We start from the raw sequence: 20,780 nt of genomic DNA on the forward strand, positions 1-20,780 counted from the left end.
TGGATGAGTAACAAACCTTCCTACAATATTTCCGTTCCTGTTATGCGCCTAAGCATTGCTTTCAGCTTGGTGCTGGCTGCCCTCGCCTTTTATTTGTATGTATCTTGGGAAAAAGTGGATTCAGTGGAGCAAGTGCAAAACGCGCCTCTGTTAGTTCAAGCTCAACAACTCAACCAAACCATCGAACTTGATATCCAAACGCTTCAACGCTGTTTAGCCGCGCGTTATTGCAGTACAACAGAGCTCGATTTTGAGGTTCTGAAGAACGAAATTGACCAGTTTAAATCTCTCGCGTCACTCAACAAAACCGAGTTTAGCTTGGTGGGCGCGACCGAATATACGCAACTTGAATTGGCGATTAATCGCTTCTCGGACAGCTCAAAAACACGTGACGATGTGTTGGCACTGTATCTCTCGCTCACCAATAACTACCTACAAATGGACGACAACTATCGCACCATGTTTAACAACCATGCGAGCGACCTAATGATGGAGAAAAACGAGTTCTTCATTTGGTTGTTTATGGTCGTTGTTGTGTTGGTTGGTATCGCCGTCCTATCGAATTTAGTGGCAATTCTAAAACTGAAAAAATCCAGTTCGAATGAGCGAGACATTGACCAAGAATTCGATGGGCTTTATCAAGAACTCAAACAACTGGATTTACAAAGGTTGGAAGAGTTGCTGAATGAAGTGAGCATCAATCCGAAGCAGCGTCAGATCTACTCTCACCTCAAACTGATTTTCAGCAAACTCGAAGAGCAAAAACGCAATAACGATCTCTACAAGCAGCTCTATGCTCTGATTGGTTACGAGATTCGAGGCATCACCAACACCATTAACGGCGGCGTGCAATATCTCGTACAAGAGACCGATGAGAGCGGCGTGTTGATGGCGCAAGATATAACCTCGGCTGCCAATACCCTGTCTGAATTGGCAGAGAACTACAACCGACTCATTTCACAAGGGACCGAGAGCAAATCGAAAGAGTTTTCACTGCTTAATGTGCTGTCTGAATTGATGATTCACATCAGTTCCAAAGTGCAGCGAAATGAAGGTGAACTAGACTGCTTTATCTCGGATAACTTACCAAATCGTGTTGAAGGGCAATCCACCAGCTTATTCTGGGTGTTGTTCCTACAGCTATCGAATGCCATTCAACTCAAAGCCGATAAGAAACTGTTTGTCACCATTGAATCAGGTGCGGCGTCAGACATTGAAAACACTCGCTTAACCATCAATCTAAACTTCTTAACCACACTGGATGTGCCGTTTGCCAAGCTCAATACCCTACACTGGAGCGACCATAAACAGCACACCGCAACCAAAGACGATTTGGCGAAAAGCGTACTGAAAGATTACGGCTATTACGAGAGCCATTGGTATCAATCGGGCAATCAGGAACGTTTTCAAATTCAGCTCGATTTGAAAGCCAAGAGCTTCCACACCGAGAAAACTCGCTTCGACAATAAACGTTTGTTGCTGTGTGCCAATTCTCAGTTGCGCATTGATGTAATGAACAAAATGTTGGTCAACTTAGGATTAGAGATCACACCAGTTCGCACCCCGAACGAGCTCTTCTCTGCTGCAAAAACCTTTGGCGAATACGATGCCATTATGCTGACCGACACATTCGAGCCAAACAAGCTGCCCTCACTGAGCAAAACGGTGAAGTCGCAACTGCGCAATCACCCGAATACTAAATTGCTGCTTTCTGTCACTAGCACTCAACAAGCACAAGAGAGCCATACCTTTGTCGACAAGATTCTGAACTCTCCTGCGATTCCGTATGAGTTCATCCCTAACCTATTGGCAATCATGGAAGCGGAAGCCTCTGAAGATCAGATGGAGAACAGCTCATTCCTAATTGTGGAAGATGACCGTGTTCAACAGATTCTACTCAAACGTATTTTGAGCAAGCAAGAATACGAAGCCGACACCGTTGGCGATGGCGCAGACGCTGTTCAGCACTTCATGAATCAGCGCTCCGACATCATTTTTATGGACTGCATCATGCCAGGCATGGGCGGTATTGAAGCAACCAAACGCATTCGACAATATGAACAAGAAAGCGGACAAAACCCTTGCACCATCATAGGTGCGACAGCATTGACCAGCAGTAATGAACACCAAGCTTGTATCGAAGCTGGAATGGATTACGTGATCAGCAAACCTTATAAAAACGACGAAATCATCAAGGTGATCAACAAGTATGTGGCGGTACAGAAACTTAACTAGCTGCGTATTGGCAGCGCTTACATTGAGCAATGCTCCTTCAGCAATGGCGACCACCTTGCTTGAGGCGGTCAAACTCGGCTTGAAAAACAATTTATCTCTACGCGCTAGTGATAAAGGCGTGGAAGAAAACGAATACAACATCGACATTAGCCGCTCTAAGTTTCTGCCCTCTTTAAACGGTGCTGCTGATACCACATGGAATGAAAATGAGACCATATTAGCTGGAACACCGGATACGCGTTCTAGCTACAACTCAAACAGCTACAGCGTGTCTTTATCGCAATCGGTGTTTAACCTTGGCGACATCTTCAAATACGGCACCGCAAAGCTTGATTTCAACATTGAAGAAATTAAGCACGAGAACAAAATCCAGAGCACCATTTCTGAAATCGCGACGCAATATTTCGAGTACCTGAAAAATAACGCGCAAATCAAAGCTACCAAAGTCGAGCTTAAATCGTCTGAAACACGTGAGCGCCAAATGCGTCGCAACGTGGAGCTCGGCAACACTGCGGCGAGCGAGTTGTATGAGGTAATTGCTCAGAAAGAAGGCATTGCCAACCGCTTAAGAACCTTAGAGAAAGATCGACGTGTGATATTGAACGGTTTAGAGATTCAAGTTCAATATCCAGTCACCCCATCGCAGGACATCTACGAAAGCGTGCCCTTGGCGGAAATCAGCGAATCCGAACAACGCGCGATTCTTGAACAAGCTTTGAAGCTCAATAACGATTTATTGGTTGCGAAGAAAACCGTAGAACGCAGCCGAAGAGGCTTGAAAGAAAGCGGTTCAAACTTTGTGCCGACCGTATCGCTTTCTGCCAGTTACCGTTACGACGACGCGAACAACTATGACCGAACCGACCCCACCGCAACAGGGGACAGTAATTCCACCAGCGTCGGTTTGAACTTGAATGTGCCGATTTTCTCCGGCGGTTCGGATTACTACGGTTATCAAAAATCATCAACTGCCATCGAGCGAACCGAGCTGCTGTACCAAGATTCGTTGTTCACGACGCGCAATAGCGTTAACACCTCGGTACTCAACATTAATGACTTCTCCCGAGCTATTAGCAGTTACGAGAACATTATCCGAGCCAACTACGCTTCCTACAAAGGAATTCAACGCGCCTATCAACTTGGTACGCGAACCATTACCGACTTACTGGCAGCGGAAAGTAAACTGTTTAGCGCACTACGTGATTACGAGAGCGCGCGCTATGACTACATCATTGAATCGATCAAACTTGAGCAAATCAAAGGCATGCTGTCGTTGCAATCCATCGAAAGCATCATGCAGTTGATGAGTGATATCGAAGGCAGAAGCAATCAAGACTTAGTTCCAAAACACCTTCTCTCCAAACCATCGATTAAGAAAGGAGGTCGCAATGCAAACTGAGCATTTTTCCCAAAGGATTAACTTTGCTGACAAGTGTTACCTGACTTTCTCAACGGTCATCTCAACACTGTTTGGTTTAGTGTTGCCCTTTTCGATTCTGATTATCTTTGACCGTGTTTTACCTAACCAAGCGAAAGACACGCTGTTTCTTCTGTTTGCCATTATCTTGATCACCATCTTCCTCGACTATCACTTAAAGAATCAGGAAGAGAAGATTTCGTCGGTGATCATGAAGCAGTTCGAAACCAACTTAACCAACAAGGTGTTTCAATCCATCTGTTTGGCTGAGATATCGAAGTTTCGTCGCCTAGAACCCGGTGAATACCTAGAGCGAATTGCTACCATTCCAGAGATTAAATCCTTCTTTGGCGGAGAATCTGTACGGGCATTGATCAACCTTGCCGTCAGCATACTGACCATTCTGATTATCGGTCTGATCAACATCTGGGCAGGGGTGACCATCTTGCTCGCCTCCATCGTTTTAGCAATGTTCGCACTCAGCCTTTCCAAGCAAAAGATCAACAGCCTAGAAAACAAATCCGATATCGAAGGCTTAACCACCTCAAAAATCATCGAGATCATCTCTAGCCCACTCGATATCAAAGCACGCAATATGGAATATCGCGTTGAGAGCTTGATGACACAAATGGTGGAAGAACGTGAAGTCGAGAACATCAAATACGAGCAAATCGAATCAAACTTCAGCCTTATCCTTTCGCTCATACAACAGCTCTCCATCGCTTGTGTGGTGGTGGTTTTGGCAACGGCAGTTATCAACATGCAATCTAGCCAAGGCATCATGGCAGCCATCATCATGCTTACCAACCGCTACTTCGCCCCTTACCAACAAGTGATGCGCACGGTGAGCCGCTGGGAGTTGAACAAGCTTCATATTCAACGTATCGCCGAACTGCTTGAGCTTGCTGCGTCTGTAGAACAACAAAATGACACGACAGAAGTCGAGCGCATCTCGGTGAAGTATTCGGAAAAACAACGCATCGAGTTTGAACGCGGTCAGGCTTACTTGCTAACAGGGAAAAGCGGCGCAGGCAAAACCCACCTCGCCAACTGCATTACGCGGCAAAACACCGACAGCAAGCTCGATATCCAAATCAACGAGACACCGCTCGATGATGTCAACTACAACGTCTGGCGTAATAGCGTGCTCATGGTCGACAAAACCAGTTCGTTCGTCGAAGGCACCATCATCGACAACTTGACTTGTTTCCGCCCGAGCTTAAACAACACCGCATTTGCGCTTTGCGAAACCATGAACATAAAAGCACAAATCGATGCCCTGCCCGCTGGTTTTTACACCGAGCTTAAAGGACATTTACGCAACCCATTCTCACGCCAAGTCGCTTATACCTTGTTGCTGGTGCGTGCCTTACTTGCGAACAAACGTGTGTTGATCTTCGACGACATCGACTGTGTTTATGATGACGACTTTGCTCGATTGGTTTTGACCAGTACCGCCTATCGCGCCAACGACAAAATCCTCATCATCGTCAGCAATAAGATGGACAAACTCAATCATCGCCTCAAACGCGTCAAACTTACCGGAGGTGACCAATGAGCATTTTGGTTGATTTTAATAATGTCCCTCAGCGCTTGTTGGACTTTGAGGCTCGCAGTTATGACGAGCGATACAATCAGTCACCTTTGATTCGTGGTTTAGCTTACACCCTCATTGCGCTTGAATGGGAAGGCACGCCTTCTATCCTCAGTGACGCTTTTATCCCTAAACCAAAAGACAGCGACAGTTTTATCGCCACCATTGAACGCCTTGGTTACCGTTGTGACGTCACCAAATTAAAAACATTGGAACACATCGAGGGGCACCCTCATCCTTGTTTTATCGAGATCGAAAACCTCACTGCGATTTTCTTGGGCACTAAAGACGGCAAACTGATCCTGTTTGATTACACCAATAACAATACCATTGAATACCCGCTCTGCAAAAAGCCGTGTTTGTTGGTCTCGATCAGCGAATACTCGCGCTTGTTCCGAGAGCCGCCACCAGAATCTCAAGACCGCAGTAACTGGATTAAATACGCGTTTTATCGCTACAACAATGAACTCAAAAGCCTGATTATTCTGAGCTTCGTGATCAGTATCTTGGGCGCGCTCCAACCCTTCTTTATTATGAGTGTGTACAACTTCGCCTTGACGTCTAGCTCCCAAGCCACGCTCTATTGGCTCACGTTGTTTGCGGTGATTGTGGGGTTCTCGGAATACTTTTTTAAGAAAATGCGGGTCAACATCATTGCCACGTCAGGTAAGGATTTGGCGGTGCACATTTCTCAAGCGGTTATATCCAAACTGCTATGGCTCCCGTATGCGATGACATCCACCGCCGGCGTGTCTTCTCAGTTGGCGCGTTTAAAAGACATCGACACATTCCGCCGATTAGTAACGGCAGAGTCAACCTTGAGCTACTTCGACATGCCGTTTGTTATCGTGTTCATTGTCGCGATTGCCATCATGTCAGGAACCGCTGCATTGGTCGTCATGGCGGGTTTGATTCTGATGTTGGTGTTCTGTGTTTATTCTCGTTACATCTATTCACAAGCCACGTCTAAGAGCTCACGTGCTAACGCCATGGTTTCTTACCAATGGAATGAGATTCTTCGCGGCATCAAAACCATCCAAGGCTTACCACTGTTGCGCGTTATTCAATCTCGCTTCAGTGCTTCACACATGCAAAGCACCAACGACGCAGAGAACGTTGCGGTGACCAACAGCAAGGTTCAAGCCGCAGGTGGCAGTTTGATTCAGGTGATAGGTACCGCAAGTATCGTGACCGCGGTTATTGGTGTAATGGATGGAACGTCTGACGCTGGTGCCATGCTTGCAACCGTAATTTTAGTCTGGAAGGCGTTAGGTCCGATAATGGGTATCTACAACTCCATATCCAAATTCCAATCCATCAAGGCGTCCTCTGCGCAAATCAACAACCTTATGGCAATGAATGACGACAAGCTAACGTTAGAGAAAAGCCCCCCTATTCGCCTGTTCCAAGGCAGCATTGTCGGCAGCGGTGTAAGCCATCGCTACACTGGCGCGGCAACGGGCTTAACCAATCTCGGGTTTAAAATTGCCCCAGGGGCGAAGGTGGTGATTTGTGGACCGACTGGTTGCGGCAAAACCACGCTAATCTCCATTCTTGCGGGTTTAGAGGATAGATACCAAGGCGCAGTGTCGGTAGACGGCTACAACATCAAACAGTTCAACAGTTATCGCTACCGGACCTCGATTAACTACATCCCGTTTAATTTGCATATTTTTGAAGGCTCTCTGGAGACTAACTTCATCTTGCATAATGGACTCATCCCTACAGAAAAGATGCAAGAGATGGTGAGCTTTTTCGAACTCGATGCGTGGTTGCCAGAAGGATTGAACACTCAGCTAAGCGTAGATAAATGCAAGAATTTACCTAACGGTATTCAACAGAAATTGCGCCTCGCGCTGGGGCTTGGAAGCTGTGAGCAATCACTGATCATCATCGATGAGCCATTTAATGGCGCTGAGCAAGAAAATGCCCAGTACTTCAACCGCTTGTTCACCGATAAATTGCTAAACAAAACCGTGGTGTTCTCTACCAACGATCCGGGCTTGATCGCCACTTCGAACATGAGTTTGGTATTAGAGCCAGACGGCAACTTGAAATATTTTGGCTTAACAGACAAATACTTAAACAGCTTAAGTTAATACTGTGGCGCTTATTCACAATTAACTCTTTAATCAGACAGATACAATTGACAAAGATATAAACCAGAGAGATGATTCGACCGAGATTTAGAGGTATTTAGGATTCAGATGTATACATTTGTTGCTGACAAATTGGATGTGGTTTATTTATCAGCGATACCGGAAAACCACGCATTACAGGACTTTGATGTGCCTGAAGAAGAACTCGAAATCCGCGAGATTGTCAAAGTGTGGTACGAGTGTGCATTTTTGCCTAATTTCAATCTCGAGCAAATCGACATCGCAAACAAAGCGGAGCTAGTGGCAACACAAACTCAAGTGGTGAACAACTACACGAGCACCCTCGCTTTCTTACTCAAGAGCAAAGTGTATCGAGCTGCCCTTAACCGCATGTTGAGCATCTGGACACTCGAACCCTCCGCGAAAGCACAACTTGAGTTACTGCTGTTTGCCGAAGAGCAAGCAAAGACCAACTGAACAATACGCAAATAGAAAAAAGCCAGCAATGACGCTGGCTTTTTAGAAGCTATTTATCGGTCTCAAACCCATCCATCAAACTGAAGACGTTTTTGTATTCGTTCTACCGCCTCTTTCTGCATTTGTCTCACGCGTTCGTTAGAGACATTCAGTAAGTCACCGACTTCAGCTAATGTTTTCACATTATGTTCAAACAAGCCGAAGCGATGAATCAGCACTTGCTGTAACTTCACAGGCAATGTGTTAACGACGTGCTCCAGTGCTTGAGTAAAGCAATGGTCTTCGCAATCTTGCTGTGGATCTGTTGTGTATTCGCTTTCGCACTGTTCGAGCACAAATGGCGCATGATTAAGGTCAACAGTTGTTGAAACATCGATAAAGCCACTCAACGCGACTAACTCATCAACACGCTCTACCTTTACACCTGAACAATGGGACAACTCTGAAATCGAAATGTCTTTGCTCATGGTTTTGCTCGCATCATGCTTTTTCGACGCAAGGCTATTTATCTCTTTACAAACGTGAGCAGGCAAACGCACCGTGCGACCGTTGTTCATTAATGCCGCTTCAATGTTTTCGCGAATCCACCACACTGCGTAAGTTGAAAAGCGATAACCCGGCTCAGGATCATACTTGTCGATGGCTTTGATCAAGCCAATGTTGCCCTCTTCAATCAAATCAAGCAGCGTGAAGTTGTTGCCAGTACGCTTTAAGTAGCTTTTGGCAATCTTCACCACTAAACGCAAATTAGATTCGATCATCACCTCGCGCGCTTCTTTATCCCCCGCTCGATTGAGTTTGGCATAATGCCGTTCATCTTCTCGAGAGAGTAAATCAATCCCCACGATGTCTTTTAGGTAATGTGCATAAGGATCTTTACCTGTAGAAAACGTTTCTTTCATTGGCATCTCATCCGTGACACCTCGGGACCTAGCAAAACACTCGTTGTTCATTTCCCCGTCCTTATCAGCCAACTTTACTGGTGTAGCTCTTTGGCTACTTTTCTCCGTGGCTCAATCAATATGCCACCCAACGAATAACATTCGTTTTACGTTGAGTGTAGACAAGGCTTTTTAGCTTTACCAAGAAATTGCATTTAATTTCATATCAACCCTGCACTCAACTGTCAAAGCGTGAGCGGGTTGGTATTTATGGAGCAACATTCAGTATCGTATTTACATCAGAGTTGATAGAAGAGTTTCACTTACTAACAGTTAAATAAATTCACTTTTAAAACATATATTTAAAAACTGTATTTAATATTAGCAAACAACAAAGTCGCAGGTACTTCGCCAAACAAGCTGCCACTGCTACCGTTAAAGCTTTGGATTACCGTGAGCAATTGCCAGTCATTAGCAAGGGAGTAGTTACTCGATATCCCAAGGAAATAGGAATGATCGTCGTAGTAACTTGTTGAGAGCGTGACGCGGTTTAAAGGCGTTAAGTCAAAGCTCACATCGGCATACCATGTATTTCGTGTAAAGCTCAACGTTTTTGCATCGAGAGGAAGATTCAAATACGCCAATGCGCTTGATGCATCTTGAGGTTCAGAGATAAATAACCACGCTGCACGCCCCATCCAGCTGCGTTTGCCGCCAAAGCTGTAATCCGATTCGATACTGGCAACCGTGGTCTTTTTGGTCGGTTCACCCTTAAATTCTGGATCAATGGGATCAAACCACGTGAGCTCTCCACGAAAACCCGCATCAAACACATCCGTTGCAAAACCAGCGCCGAGTACGTAATCCATCCGAGCTCGCCCTGCAATAAACTGATAATCCCATCCCGATTGATTGGCGAAGTAACGCAGTGAGGCACTGTCTTGTCCTGACTGACGAGCTGGTGAAAACACCAAATCTACCCCATCGGCAAAGCCCAGCTTTCTGCTCAGCATGACCGCATCCGTGCCTGCTCGCTCTTCATAGTCAAAGTCGTAAATCGAATACGCATTGTAGATATCGTTTGGATTCCATATCGTATTCATCGACCAATTGATACGAAAGCGCCCTAGTTGCGCTCCCCAGTCATCTTGCTGCCAAGTGAGATATAGACGATCAAGCTGACTGTTAATGACCACATCATCTTCATGCCAGTTTTTGCTTAAATCCATGTAACCAGAATCCAACGCAACCAAATCGGCATAGCCAGGAAAGTCGGTAGAATCGCCCCAAAGTGCTCGATTTCGTAGCCCAACATTCACACGCCAGCTAGAGGAAAAACGGTATTCAAAGTTAAGTCGATTGTGTATCAGGTTATCGAACGTATTATCAGTTCCATCAGGAATACTGTAGGTTGCCATGTATTTGATATAGCCATCCAAATCCCATGACTTTTGCGGCTCTAACCCGGGAATAGCAGACAAGGCAGAACCTGCCTGAAGACTAAGCAATGAAAGACTTAACGCCTTAATAAACACTGAATTTATGTTCGTTCTTGGCGAGCAAGTATGTAATCGGAGAGCTTTAGTGCAAGTCGCAGACAAATAGGAAACAGCTCTATGCATGCGACCTCTCTGCACGATTATCAATATTACTGAAATCACGCGCTAAACGACCGTCTTCAAACACGATAATTCGGTGTGCACGTTTTATCACTCGCGGATCATGGGTCGAGAAGATAAACGTCGTTCCCTCTTGTTCGCTAAGTTGCTCCATAATGTCGAGCAACTCCCCGGTGCTTTTGGCGTCCAGATTGGCAGTAGGTTCGTCGGCCATGACAAAACGAGGCTTCGGCGCTAAAGCACGAGCAACCGCAACACGCTGCTGCTGTCCGCCGGACATCTTACCTGGCACCTTATTCATCTGTTCCGCCAATCCCACTTGTTCAAGTAAGGACGTCGCACGTTCACGACACTCTCGCTCGGTTTTACCTTGCAGCTGCATGACGAATTCCACATTCTCAAGCGCGGTTAACACAGGTAACAAACTGTAGTCTTGGAAGATGAAGCCTATATTATCGCGACGATAGGCAATCAGCTCTTTTTCTGACATTGATGAAATCATGCAGCCGTCGATTTCCACTTTGCCAGAGCTTGGGGAGTCAATACCGCCAATCATGTTCAGCAACGTCGTTTTTCCCGAACCAGATGGTCCCATGATCGCAACAAATTCACCCTGCTTAATCTCCAAGTCTACCGACTGCACTGCGTGCACAGGGTAATCACCATCGGCGTTGTAAATCTTAGTTAGGTTTTGTAGTTTGATGGTCATTAGCTTTTCTCCGCCATGGCATCCACAGGTCGATGCTTCAAAATTTGTCGTGCGGGATACAGGGCTGCGATAAAGCTGGCAACAAAAATCGCGACAATGATCATTTGATATTCCGCTATCGATACCCGTGGATAAAGCAAGGTATCCACGCCATAAGCCCCTAGCCCCTCTGCCATGCCAGCCAGCGACAATCCGGTAATACTCAGCACCTTGAGCATAATTGCACTCCCGAGCAACCCAAGCGCACAACCGCTTAATCCGAGGAACAAGGTTTCAAAAACAATCAACAAGCGTATCTTGTGTTTTTGCATGCCGACAGCCATTAACACACCGAACTCTCGTGTGCGTTCAAACACCGACATCAGCATGATATTGATGATGCCAAGGGTCATCGCCAGCACAAACACCACGAGCGTCACTTGGTTGGAAACATCCATCGTGCTCATCATGGTAGAGAGCAAAGGCTGGATCTCCTGCCAAGGTCTCACACTGAGCAAGCCTTTACTTTCCGGCGGCAAAATAGAGTGAGTGAACGCCAGTAACTGCTTGAGCTCAGCATCGTTATTAGAAGTAAGGAGTATCGCAATTTCGTGCGTGCCACTCAGCCCCGCTACCTTTTCAAGATCCGCTTTTCGGACGTAAACATTCCCGTCATCAAACCCTGTCGATGGTGTTTTGAATATACCTCGAACACGAAACGCCGCCCCTGCAACCTCTCCGTTCACATCAGACAGAGTAAGTACCACTTTGGAGCCGACACGTAGCTTTAATCGCTCAGCTATCTTGCTCGATACTAAAATCGGATTTCTGCCTTCTTCGCTCAGCCATTCTCCGTCAACAATATGTTTCGAGAGTGGCGTGATGTTTTGCTCTTGCTCGATATTAACGCCGTTGATGCGAATACCACGAGTGCTGCGCGCCGACGCTATCATGCCATCTGCTAGAAATCGCTCAGAAATGGCTTTCACTTCTCGGTTACTCGCCAACACTTTGCTTATCTTTTCCGCATCGGGAATCACATCTTTTAGCTCTGGATTGACTAAGTAGGACTTTTGCTGGATCTGCAAATGACTGGTTTGCCAAGAGATGGCGTTCTTAATCATGCTATCGACCAAGCCATTCATGAATCCCATCATGGCAACCACGCCCATCAAGCCAAATACCATAGCTCCGAGCATGATTGAGGTTCTCAACTTGTTGCGCCACAAGTTACGCCAAGCCAACTTAACCAGCATGAGCACCTCCTTTTAACCCTGCCGCAATGGGCATTCGAAGCATGCGAACCATTGGGTAAAGCAGACATAATAAAAGAATGAACAGCACGACGGCGATTTGATTGAGCAGTAAGTGTGGGTCGAGCGAAACAGGCACAATAGGTTCAAAACCACTTTCGCGCATGAGCTTGGCAGCATCGCCGGTAATTTCGATTGGATTAAAGTAGAAATACCCCAACACAGGGGCACTCACAATAAGCCCAATAAAGATGCCAATGACGGACATAAACAGAGACTCTATCGTGAGCAAAAGGACGAGCTTGGAACGCAGCATTCCGGTTGCCAGCATGACGGCGAACTCGCGCTGGCGTTCCAATGTCGTCATCAAGATTGTCGCGAACAAACCAAAACCAACAATACCGTAGAGAATGTAAATTAAGAAAATACCGCCCGCTTTATCCAAGGCGATTTGTTGTGCCATCTCTGGCGACAGCTCCTTCCAATCTTTCACGGCGACATTTTTGCCATACTCGGCTTTAAGCTGTTCAACGGTATTAGGTAAGTCTCTTAAACTCTCCGTATTTAAAACCCATGCGGTGACTTGGTCATCCAATGAATACAGGCTTTGCGCAGTATCGAGCGGCATGTAGACCAACTGAGAATCAAGCTGCTGCAAAGGAAAATGAAGAATGCCCGAGATTTGATACAAACCTGCCGCGGTCTGTCCTCGATACCCGGCACCGTAAAGCACCAATTCATCGCCTACCTTGAGTTGCAAATAATTGGCTAAACCACCACCGACTAGCACTGATTTCTGCACTGATTGGATGTAGCTTCCCTCAATCAATTTGTCACTGATATTGGAGTACCGATCTTCCGCTTCAGGCTCAACGCCTAGTACCATCACGCCTTTTGAGCGTTCGTCTTTTGCAGCTAGAGCAAAAGATTCTACCCGAGGTAATACCACATCAATATTGGGATTGTTTTTCGCCGCTGAAATGAAGGTGTTGGTTTGCGGCAAGACATCATCAATGCTGGAAGAGTCACCAAACTCGGGGTTTTGCAGTTGAATCAGACCCGTATAAAACTTGGCGGCATTTTTGATATTGGACGTATAACTGCCTTCTTGAAACGCTCGCGTAATAAGCGAAAGAAACAGCACCAATGCCAACGCAGACGCCGTCAGTAGTGTCCTGCGTTTTTGTCGCCAGAGGTTTCGCCAAGCCAGTTTCACAAGCATTGATTCGCTTCCTTCCGTTGATGTTTGATTGTCCGTTTCTTCTTTTAGCCGTTCATTTACCCAAACTTAGTCGCGCAGCAATTTCATCTGTTGCTGAGAGAAGAAACTGTCATCGATATCGAAATCAAACTGTGCTTGGTGAGTAATGAGTACGGTTTTGTTCTCTGGCTTATCAAGCGGCTGCATTTCCATTCTGGTCGCCAATTTTCTCCCCCCGAGCTCTTTCACGTCATAGGTCGTCATCACGTTCACTCGCTCATCAAACTCATCGTAGAATTCTACTTTGCGCTGTAGGTAGGTCGATTTGGAAATCCACAACGTTACTTTGCTCCAAACCACAGGAGCATCGGACTTTGCAACGGCGTCTATCACCCAAACCTTGTCGCCATCAAACGTATCCTCGCCTTTCAATTGATGTTGATAATCGACCACGATAGAAGACTGGTTGATTAAGTCATCGTTGGTGAAGTCTGAGCCCATCCACGATTGGCTCAACATAGATGGCGCAATTTTGATGACTCGTTCAATACTCGGCACCCAATTCCACATTTCTCTTTGTCGTTTTAGAGAAGCGCTGCCCTTATCTTTGGCTGGCGCCGTAACCAACACCAAAGACAAATCCGTCCCTTTTGTCCAACTCTTCATGGTCATCGACCGAGTCCAATCAGGACGAATGATCTCCATTGTAGATTCGGTATAACTGGAATCACCGCGCATTGCTTGATCTGACTTTTGAACGATATCAAAAGCACTTTCAGCCACAGCAGTAAATGAAATGGACCAACACAATAGAGATAACAAAGCAGTACGCATAACCGTCCTCGACACTCAAATCCAACACTATTCGCGTCAGAAATGACAATAAAAACAGGGAGTTCAAATCAGTATAGCAAGGAGAGAATGAAGGTCAGCGAGAGCTCGCTCAAAGTTTTACTGAGCTTTACGAAGTAATGGTTCCACTTTGTTTCTGTTGATGATTTGAAACACCGCGCGATTCTTGCCGCTGGCTTTTCCACGATACATAAGTTGATCAGCATCTTGCAGGCTTGGCGTCTCATCAAACTTAGGATAATACGCGCAACCAAGACTGATGCTCACATGAATGTTCTGACCATCTAATGGGATTGGCATTTGATTAACGTGAGTACAGATTTCACACGCCAGCGTTTGGGCTTCTTTTGCCGATAGTGACACACTCACCAACGCAAATTCCTCGCCGCCAATTCGAGCTAATGTCACCTTTTCATCGGTCACCGATTTCGCGGTATTCGCAACAGCAACGATTGCTTGATCTCCAGCCAAGTGACCAAATTGATCATTGATGGATTTGAAGTCATCAATATCAAACACCATCACCGTCAGGTCTCTTTTTACTGTGCTTAATGTCGACAACCTTTCAATCAAATGACGTCGGTTATAAAGCTTGGTAAGAGGGTCTGTCAGAGTCAACTCAAACAACTGCTGGTTGGCTAAAGTTAACTGTCGAGTTCGCAACGCCACCGTTCTTTTAAGTGAGAAGATGTGGAACATGGCGGCAATAACCAAAGCGAACACGGCCAAGGGCGCCAGATAGGCCGGATAAACGGTTTTGATATGAATCCAACGACTGAGTATGCGATCTTTATCCGCTTCCATCACTCTCTCAAAGTTCCTGGAGATCTCATCAATCGATTTAGGGCTGCCCTCTCCCGAGGCAACTCGTAAGTTTTTGCTGTAAAGATGAACGGCAGGTAAAAAAGCCACAGGCTCGGGTGTCGTGGCCATGTAAAAGTTCGACACTTGAGTGTCAGCAACAAAGAGGAAGACTTTCTTTTTTGCCACCGCATCTAACATTGCATCATTATTCGAATAGAGCTTTAACGCCGCGTTTGGGTAACGTTTACGAATAAAATGCTCTTCGAATCCACCACGAACTACGCCAATTTCCATCGCAGATTCGCCTTCAAGCACTGAGTTGATGTCCAAACCAAACACATCTTTATTCACGTAAAGCTGGGTATCAATGGGCATGATCACCGTACCAAAATTCAAGTACTGGCTTCGTGCTTCGGAATATATTAGCCCCGCATGAACGTCTGCACGCCCCTCCTTCACAGCGAGTAAAGACTCTTCCCAATCAAGCAGAAGGAATTTAACGTGCACATCATTGCGAACAGAGTACTCACGCCAGAAATCAATCAAAATGCCCTGTGGCTCGCCGTCTGGAGTAAGATAAGAGAATGGTTTCCAAGCTTTGGAATTGGCAACAATCAAGGTACCTTGTTTGGTCTCATGACTTTGGGATGCGGCGCTGTAAAACACACTCACGATCATCAGAGCGATGCCAAATGTTGCGCTTTTCCAACCATAAGTACTATAACGTATGAGAGCCATACCTACTTCTCGCCAACCTATCCGAAAGTATTATCTAAGACTTAATTCGAACTAAAGGTATAGCAGAGCTTTTAATGATGGGAAGTGACTCTTATTGATATGAATCTAAATTAGTACCTTTGTGCTGCAAAACGGTACTTTATTACCATAATATTTTATTAATCCATCGCGAATTATTATGAAATTTATATGGATAAAAGTGCGATAAATACATTCTGCTTTCTTAGGTTTTATCATTGCGCGTAAAAACACCTGACACAGCCCACAAAATCACATAAAAAAAGTAATGATTATTCGCTCGATAAGAATCACTTTGTTAACTTACGCGCAATTTTTTTGTGACCCGAAATTTTCGCTTTCGCCATGCCTTCTCAATATAGAATTAACAAAATCGTCGAAATTGGCGATACGCTGCATCGTAGTGGCTGTGCGCCTTACAAAGTAGAGAAATACACTCAACACTACGCGCAAAAACATGGCGTAGATGTGATGATTCAAGCTACACCCACCGCGATCAACTATCAGTTTCCTGATGACAACAACGCTGTCGTGCTCAAGCGCCTCAAGCCGGCATCAATTAACCTCAGCTTGCTCGCGAATACCATCATCCGTATCAACCAACCGAGTAGCGAACCCGTTCCAGAACCTGCTGGTTATCCGTCGTGGGTTATAGCGTTGGCAAACATGGGCATTCCGCCCGCGTACTTGATGCTGGTTGGCAGCACCTTAGAGGCGGTCGGCTTTGCTTTTATTCTCGGTTTTATGGTCTGGGGATGTCAGCAAGTTTGCCGAGCGAGACGTGCAATTGCGGTTGAGTTTATCGCTGCGTTGTTCACTGGCATTATTGTCGCTTATCTATCTAGCACTGGACTTCCGATCCCTGTTTGGGCGCTATGTATCGCGACGATTGTCTTATTCGTCCCCGGCCTCTCCATCGCTAATTCACTCGAATGTTTGGCGTTTAATGATTTGGTTTCGGGCACTAGCTTATTGGGACAATGCGCTCTCACGCTGATCAAACTGTTTGTTGGTATCACGATGGGTCTGAACATTGGCGAAGCGATTTGGGGACAAGCTCAGTCTATTGCTTACACCAATGAAATTCCGATCTGGATGCACATTAGCGGCTTGTTCTTAATTTCAGCATGTCTTGGTGTGATTTTTAACGCCCGTCCTATTGATATACTGCTTGGGCTACCTGTCGCGATGCTGGGGATGTGGGGGCCATTTTATCTCGGCTTCGAAAGTGGCTGGGTGGTTGGAACTTGGGTAACGACCGTTCTAATTACACTTTACGGCACATGGATTGCGAAAAAGATGGAGCTGACCGGTTCTATCTACATTGTTCAGGGCATCATTATTCTGGTTCCAGGCAGTCGCGTCTTGGTCAGTGCGAGTCAGTCGGTATTTGAACAATCGATCCTTCCGATTCCGAGTATTGGTCTCTCAGCGCTGTTCATGTTCTCAGCCATCGTCGCAGGACAAATTACAGCCTACTCGATTTACTCGCCAAAAATAGAACGCTAGAACACCGCTTCGCCATTACCTTCAGACAAGAAAAAAGCCCTATTCAAAATCCACTTTAGTGAGAACTTTGAATAGGGCTCTTTGCCTCTATGCTTCGCTTTCCGGTTGAAGCTGCCTTTGCCTTTTTTGGCTTTCACAACTCGCGTTCTAAACAGTTGACTAGTGACGACCGCTTTAAGTGCGTTGTCTTTGATTTCCCCTCTGCCAAACTCGGTATCTTGATTCAATTCATTTGGCTGAGGATTGAGTTTTTTCTTTCCCATAGATCCTCCGTAATGGTCGAACCAGATTGGACAATAATTAGATAAAATAGTCAAATTTGTAGAATTATTTTCATTTTATTCTTCAAAAACTTCACATCAACGTCATTTATTTGAAATTTCATCAAAAAAACACTGTATAAAAAGTGACTAGATACAAATATTTGCCTTTGATAGAGCAATAAATGTTGACTATACCCGTAATTAACCTAGACTCGAACACGGCTAGAAAGAAAGTTCTTTGTTTTCACATTTCGTTGGATTACTCGTAATTCCCCCGTCCTGTGGTACGCAATAGCAATTTATTTTTCCACGCTATAAGCGCCGATTAGGCGAAGATTTACATAAAATTAGATATTTAGGAAATAAACATGTCTAACAAAGCTACTGGTACAGTTAAGTGGTTCAACGAAACTAAAGGCTTCGGCTTCATCCAACAAGAAAACGGTCCTGACGTTTTCGCTCACTTCTCTGCAATCCAAGGTGACGGCTTCCGTACTCTTGTTGAAGGCCAGAAAGTAGAATTCGAAATCACTCAAGGTCAAAAAGGTCCACAAGCTGAGAAAATCACTCTAGTTTAATCCTTTTAAGATTTTGATATGGTAGCCAGCTTTTTAGCTGGCTATTTTTTTGCCCTCAAATTATTGATCACTCTTATGGCTCTTAAACCGACGATATACAAGTTTCGTATCGCGATCTCCGATATGAACAACGATTACTACGATTCAAAAAACCTGACCATTGCCCTACACCCTTCAGAAAAACCACAGCGCATGTTAGCGCGCATTTTAGCTTACTGTTTGAATGCCCAAAAAGAACTTGAGTTTACTAAGGGCCTTTCTACGACAGAAGAACCGGACTTGTGGCGCGTTGAAGATGATCAATCCATTACACACTGGATTGAAATCGGTGAGCCAGAACCAGACCGCATCAAGAAAGCATCACGCCTTGCTAAGCATGTGAAGGTGTACACGTACAATACGAAAGCATCGGTTTGGTGGGATAAAATGGCAGGCAAATTTGGCATGCTTCCAGTGGATGTGGCAAGTCTAGATTACGACGCTATCGACTTGATTTCACAGCACCTTGACCGCGGCACTAGTCTATCTGTTATGATTACCGGCACCTCTATTTTCGTTGATATTAACGAACAACACGTCGAAGTGACGGTGAAGGAATTGCAAAGTAATGACGCCTCTTAATGAACTGATCCAACAAATGGGGTTCACAAACATTCCCTTCGTTAACGAGCACAAAGCAGCAAGGCGACGTTGGACAAAGGAACAAGCCCCATTGTTCATTAGAGTATGTGAAAATAAGCCTGAGACAGCCCCTGCGCTGCATCTACTCGGGCTTTTAACCAAATCTCACATTGAAGCCAGTGCACTCTATGAGCAGCACGCCACGTCGACTCATCACATGCAGCAAGTCTTGAGTGACACGCTAGGTGAGGAGCACGCAGAAAAGTTCACTAACCAGTCCGCTGAAGACCTCGTTCTGGTGACACATTTGTGGTTGTATACTCAAGGTTATCTCAACATGGACTTTAGCCTTGCGCACGACCATGCTGAGCAAACGCAAAACATTCTGCAACACGAGTTAGTGATCAAGCGTATGGATCTCGATGCTTTCCGTACCGACTTAATGCAGAGCTTTTACCTCGGTAAAGAAGCAAACCCAGCAAAAGCCAGTGGGCTAATTAGCTGGATAAAGCGCCTATTTTCCTCATAAAAAACATGGTTTTGTCAGAACCAAACACCTGATAGACTACCTCCTTTCATGCAACGACTTGCTTTGGCTGTTACATATAGCCTGTAATTTATAGCTCGTTGCATGACATTCAAGGACACTCATCCACTGAACATCAAGGGATCATTATGAAGTTTATCCGTTGGATTTTGGGAAAAATCATCTTACTTCTCAACGCTGTATTCTCCCCTCGTGGCGTTAAACGCTCATCAGAGGCACAAAAAAGCGTTGATGACAAAGCGAAGAACTACGCGCTATACCAATTTGAAGCTTGTCCTTTCTGTGTAAAAGTTCGCCGTGCCATGAAGCGTCAATCCGTAAACATTGAATTACGTGATGCGAAAAACGACCCAGTACATCGTGAAGCACTTGAGCAAGGTGGCGGTCGCGTGAAAGTACCTTGTCTTCGCATTGAAAAAGATGGCGAAACGCAATGGCTTTACGAATCTTCAGACATTGTCGCTTACATTGAAAAAGAATTTGCCTAGTTCCCCCTAAGAACATTGGCGGATGTAAAAGAGGCACCATACGGTGCCTCTTTTCTTTTATTTCAATTCAATAGATTGGGAATTTACTGATCGACAATCAACATCAATTCCACGCGGCGGTTACACGCCTTACCACTTGCCGTTGCATTGCTGCACTGGGGTACATACTCACCAAAACCACGTGAGAAGACTCGTTGGCGCGGCAAGCTTGTGGCTAACAATTGCTTTTCAACTTCACGAGCGCGTTTCTCTGACAGTGAATCATTAAAGGTAGCTGCGCCTGTGCTGTCCGCATGGCCATCAATGACCACATCAACGTCTGTTCGTCCGGCAAGATAATGCCCAAGATTGCGTAGCCAGTCTTCGGACTGCGATGATAATCTCGCAGAGCCCGTCTGGAAGTGTACCTGTTCTTTCAAACGCACCATAAGGTGGTCGCCACTGATGGTTTCGTGGGCGATTTGATGCCTATTTAAAAACATCTCCAGTGACGTCACGCCCTGTGACTTTTTTCCCATTGTGCTCGGTGCTTGAGCCACATAGCGAGGTGTTGATGCGTAAGACTTCGCATAACCCCACTCTGGGTGTCTAAGTTCTGAGTTAGTTCGAGGAGCGGTATCCAACATATTACCGCCCGGAACCATATCTGAATTAATGCTGCCGCATCCAGCTAAAAGGCCGCATGCAACTAAAAACCAATGCTTCATACCGTTACCAACGTAGAATGAATTCCTGTTCACTGTGTCGGCTCAAATCGTCCAAACTTTAGTGCTTTTTACCATTTCATCCCATTTACCAAGCACCTATCGTGCCAAAGTTCTGACTTCACTTCTCATTTGTCTAACCTGATCAATGATGATGGGCAGAATACCAATGTTGCACTTATCAAGAGTGAGCT

19 protein-coding genes are annotated in these 20,780 nt (G+C 45.5%); 10 read left to right on the plus strand and 9 right to left on the minus strand.

What is annotated here, in order from left to right:
- Positions 1–3: 3 nt before the first annotated feature.
- From ACLIIY_RS26915 to ACLIIY_RS26935, 5 genes are all read left to right on the plus strand, one after another.
- Positions 4–2,235, plus strand: coding sequence for a response regulator (locus tag ACLIIY_RS26915; protein WP_434528894.1), 2,232 nt, complete (start codon positions 4–6; stop codon positions 2,233–2,235).
- Positions 2,210–3,634 carry a TolC family protein gene (locus ACLIIY_RS26920; protein ID WP_434528895.1) on the plus strand — a complete coding sequence of 475 codons (1,425 nt, stop codon included), beginning with the start codon at positions 2,210–2,212 and terminating at the stop codon, positions 3,632–3,634. The genes ACLIIY_RS26915 and ACLIIY_RS26920 overlap by 26 nt, the downstream gene beginning before the upstream one ends.
- Entirely contained in the window at positions 3,624–5,210 is a 1,587-nt protein-coding gene (locus tag ACLIIY_RS26925; RefSeq protein ID WP_434528896.1) for an ATP-binding cassette domain-containing protein, read from the plus strand. Before ACLIIY_RS26920 ends, ACLIIY_RS26925 begins: the two co-directional genes overlap by 11 nt.
- Entirely contained in the window at positions 5,207–7,345 is a 2,139-nt protein-coding gene (locus ACLIIY_RS26930; protein ID WP_005442632.1) for an ATP-binding cassette domain-containing protein, read from the plus strand. Before ACLIIY_RS26925 ends, ACLIIY_RS26930 begins: the two co-directional genes overlap by 4 nt.
- Positions 7,346–7,453: 108 nt before the next feature.
- Positions 7,454–7,822, plus strand: a complete 369-nt coding sequence (locus ACLIIY_RS26935; protein ID WP_434528897.1) for a hypothetical protein — start codon at positions 7,454–7,456, stop codon at positions 7,820–7,822.
- A 62-nt stretch (positions 7,823–7,884) separates the two neighbouring features.
- On the opposite strand, the gene ACLIIY_RS26940 is transcribed toward ACLIIY_RS26935, so the two are convergent.
- The 7 genes from ACLIIY_RS26940 to ACLIIY_RS26970 all read right to left on the minus strand — a co-directional run bounded on the left by ACLIIY_RS26940 (position 7,885) and on the right by ACLIIY_RS26970 (position 15,858).
- Entirely contained in the window at positions 7,885–8,775 is an 891-nt protein-coding gene (locus ACLIIY_RS26940; RefSeq protein WP_222325153.1) for a sigma-70 family RNA polymerase sigma factor, read from the minus strand.
- 290 nt (positions 8,776–9,065) lie between these two features.
- The gene (locus ACLIIY_RS26945; protein WP_434528898.1) at positions 9,066–10,325 is read right to left on the minus strand and encodes a hypothetical protein; all 1,260 of its coding nucleotides are present in this window, start codon (positions 10,323–10,325) and stop codon (positions 9,066–9,068) included.
- On the minus strand, positions 10,318–11,031 hold the full coding sequence (locus ACLIIY_RS26950; protein WP_434528899.1) for an ABC transporter ATP-binding protein: 714 nt from the start codon (positions 11,029–11,031) through the stop codon (positions 10,318–10,320). The genes ACLIIY_RS26945 and ACLIIY_RS26950 overlap by 8 nt, the downstream gene beginning before the upstream one ends.
- Positions 11,031–12,266, minus strand: a complete 1,236-nt coding sequence (locus ACLIIY_RS26955; protein WP_434528900.1) for an ABC transporter permease — start codon at positions 12,264–12,266, stop codon at positions 11,031–11,033. Before ACLIIY_RS26955 ends, ACLIIY_RS26950 begins: the two co-directional genes overlap by 1 nt.
- A complete protein-coding gene (locus ACLIIY_RS26960; protein WP_434528901.1) occupies positions 12,256–13,485 on the minus strand; it encodes an ABC transporter permease in 1,230 nt (409 codons plus the stop codon). The genes ACLIIY_RS26955 and ACLIIY_RS26960 overlap by 11 nt, the downstream gene beginning before the upstream one ends.
- 66 nt (positions 13,486–13,551) lie before the next feature.
- The gene (locus ACLIIY_RS26965; protein ID WP_434528902.1) at positions 13,552–14,298 is read right to left on the minus strand and encodes an outer membrane lipoprotein-sorting protein; all 747 of its coding nucleotides are present in this window, start codon (positions 14,296–14,298) and stop codon (positions 13,552–13,554) included.
- Between the two features lie 117 nt (positions 14,299–14,415).
- A complete protein-coding gene (locus ACLIIY_RS26970) occupies positions 14,416–15,858 on the minus strand; it encodes a transporter substrate-binding domain-containing diguanylate cyclase (RefSeq protein WP_434528903.1) in 1,443 nt (480 codons plus the stop codon).
- A gap of 363 nt (positions 15,859–16,221) precedes the next feature.
- On the opposite strand from ACLIIY_RS26970, the gene ACLIIY_RS26975 reads away from it, so the two are divergent.
- On the plus strand, positions 16,222–17,385 hold the full coding sequence (locus tag ACLIIY_RS26975) for a threonine/serine exporter family protein (protein ID WP_009704734.1): 1,164 nt from the start codon (positions 16,222–16,224) through the stop codon (positions 17,383–17,385).
- Here the strand turns inward: ACLIIY_RS26975 and ACLIIY_RS26980 are convergent.
- Positions 17,382–17,648 (minus strand): alternative ribosome-rescue factor A, encoded by a 267-nt coding sequence (locus tag ACLIIY_RS26980; RefSeq protein WP_054823771.1) that lies wholly within the window; start codon positions 17,646–17,648, stop codon positions 17,382–17,384. The two genes, ACLIIY_RS26975 and ACLIIY_RS26980, sit on opposite strands and share 4 nt — an antisense overlap.
- Positions 17,649–18,016: 368 nt before the next feature.
- Between ACLIIY_RS26980 and ACLIIY_RS26985 the strand changes: the two genes are divergently transcribed.
- The 4 genes from ACLIIY_RS26985 to ACLIIY_RS27000 all read left to right on the plus strand — a co-directional run bounded on the left by ACLIIY_RS26985 (position 18,017) and on the right by ACLIIY_RS27000 (position 19,882).
- Complete coding sequence (locus ACLIIY_RS26985; protein WP_005433440.1) at positions 18,017–18,226, plus strand: cold-shock protein; 210 nt, start codon at positions 18,017–18,019, stop codon at positions 18,224–18,226.
- A 75-nt stretch (positions 18,227–18,301) separates the two neighbouring features.
- Positions 18,302–18,847: a YaeQ family protein gene (locus ACLIIY_RS26990; RefSeq protein WP_009704736.1), complete on the plus strand. Its 546-nt coding sequence runs from the start codon at positions 18,302–18,304 to the stop codon at positions 18,845–18,847.
- The gene (locus ACLIIY_RS26995; protein WP_045416944.1) at positions 18,834–19,376 is read left to right on the plus strand and encodes a hypothetical protein; all 543 of its coding nucleotides are present in this window, start codon (positions 18,834–18,836) and stop codon (positions 19,374–19,376) included. The genes ACLIIY_RS26990 and ACLIIY_RS26995 overlap by 14 nt, the downstream gene beginning before the upstream one ends.
- 146 nt (positions 19,377–19,522) lie before the next feature.
- Positions 19,523–19,882 carry a glutaredoxin family protein gene (locus tag ACLIIY_RS27000; protein ID WP_005442653.1) on the plus strand — a complete coding sequence of 120 codons (360 nt, stop codon included), beginning with the start codon at positions 19,523–19,525 and terminating at the stop codon, positions 19,880–19,882.
- An 83-nt stretch (positions 19,883–19,965) separates the two neighbouring features.
- On the opposite strand, the gene ACLIIY_RS27005 is transcribed toward ACLIIY_RS27000, so the two are convergent.
- On the minus strand, positions 19,966–20,589 hold the full coding sequence (locus ACLIIY_RS27005; RefSeq protein WP_032802098.1) for an OmpA family protein: 624 nt from the start codon (positions 20,587–20,589) through the stop codon (positions 19,966–19,968).
- Positions 20,590–20,780 lie beyond the last annotated feature (191 nt).

The sequence above is a fragment of the Vibrio sp. K4 genome (assembly GCF_051122595.1).
Lineage (GTDB): Bacteria > Pseudomonadota > Gammaproteobacteria > Enterobacterales > Vibrionaceae > Vibrio > Vibrio owensii.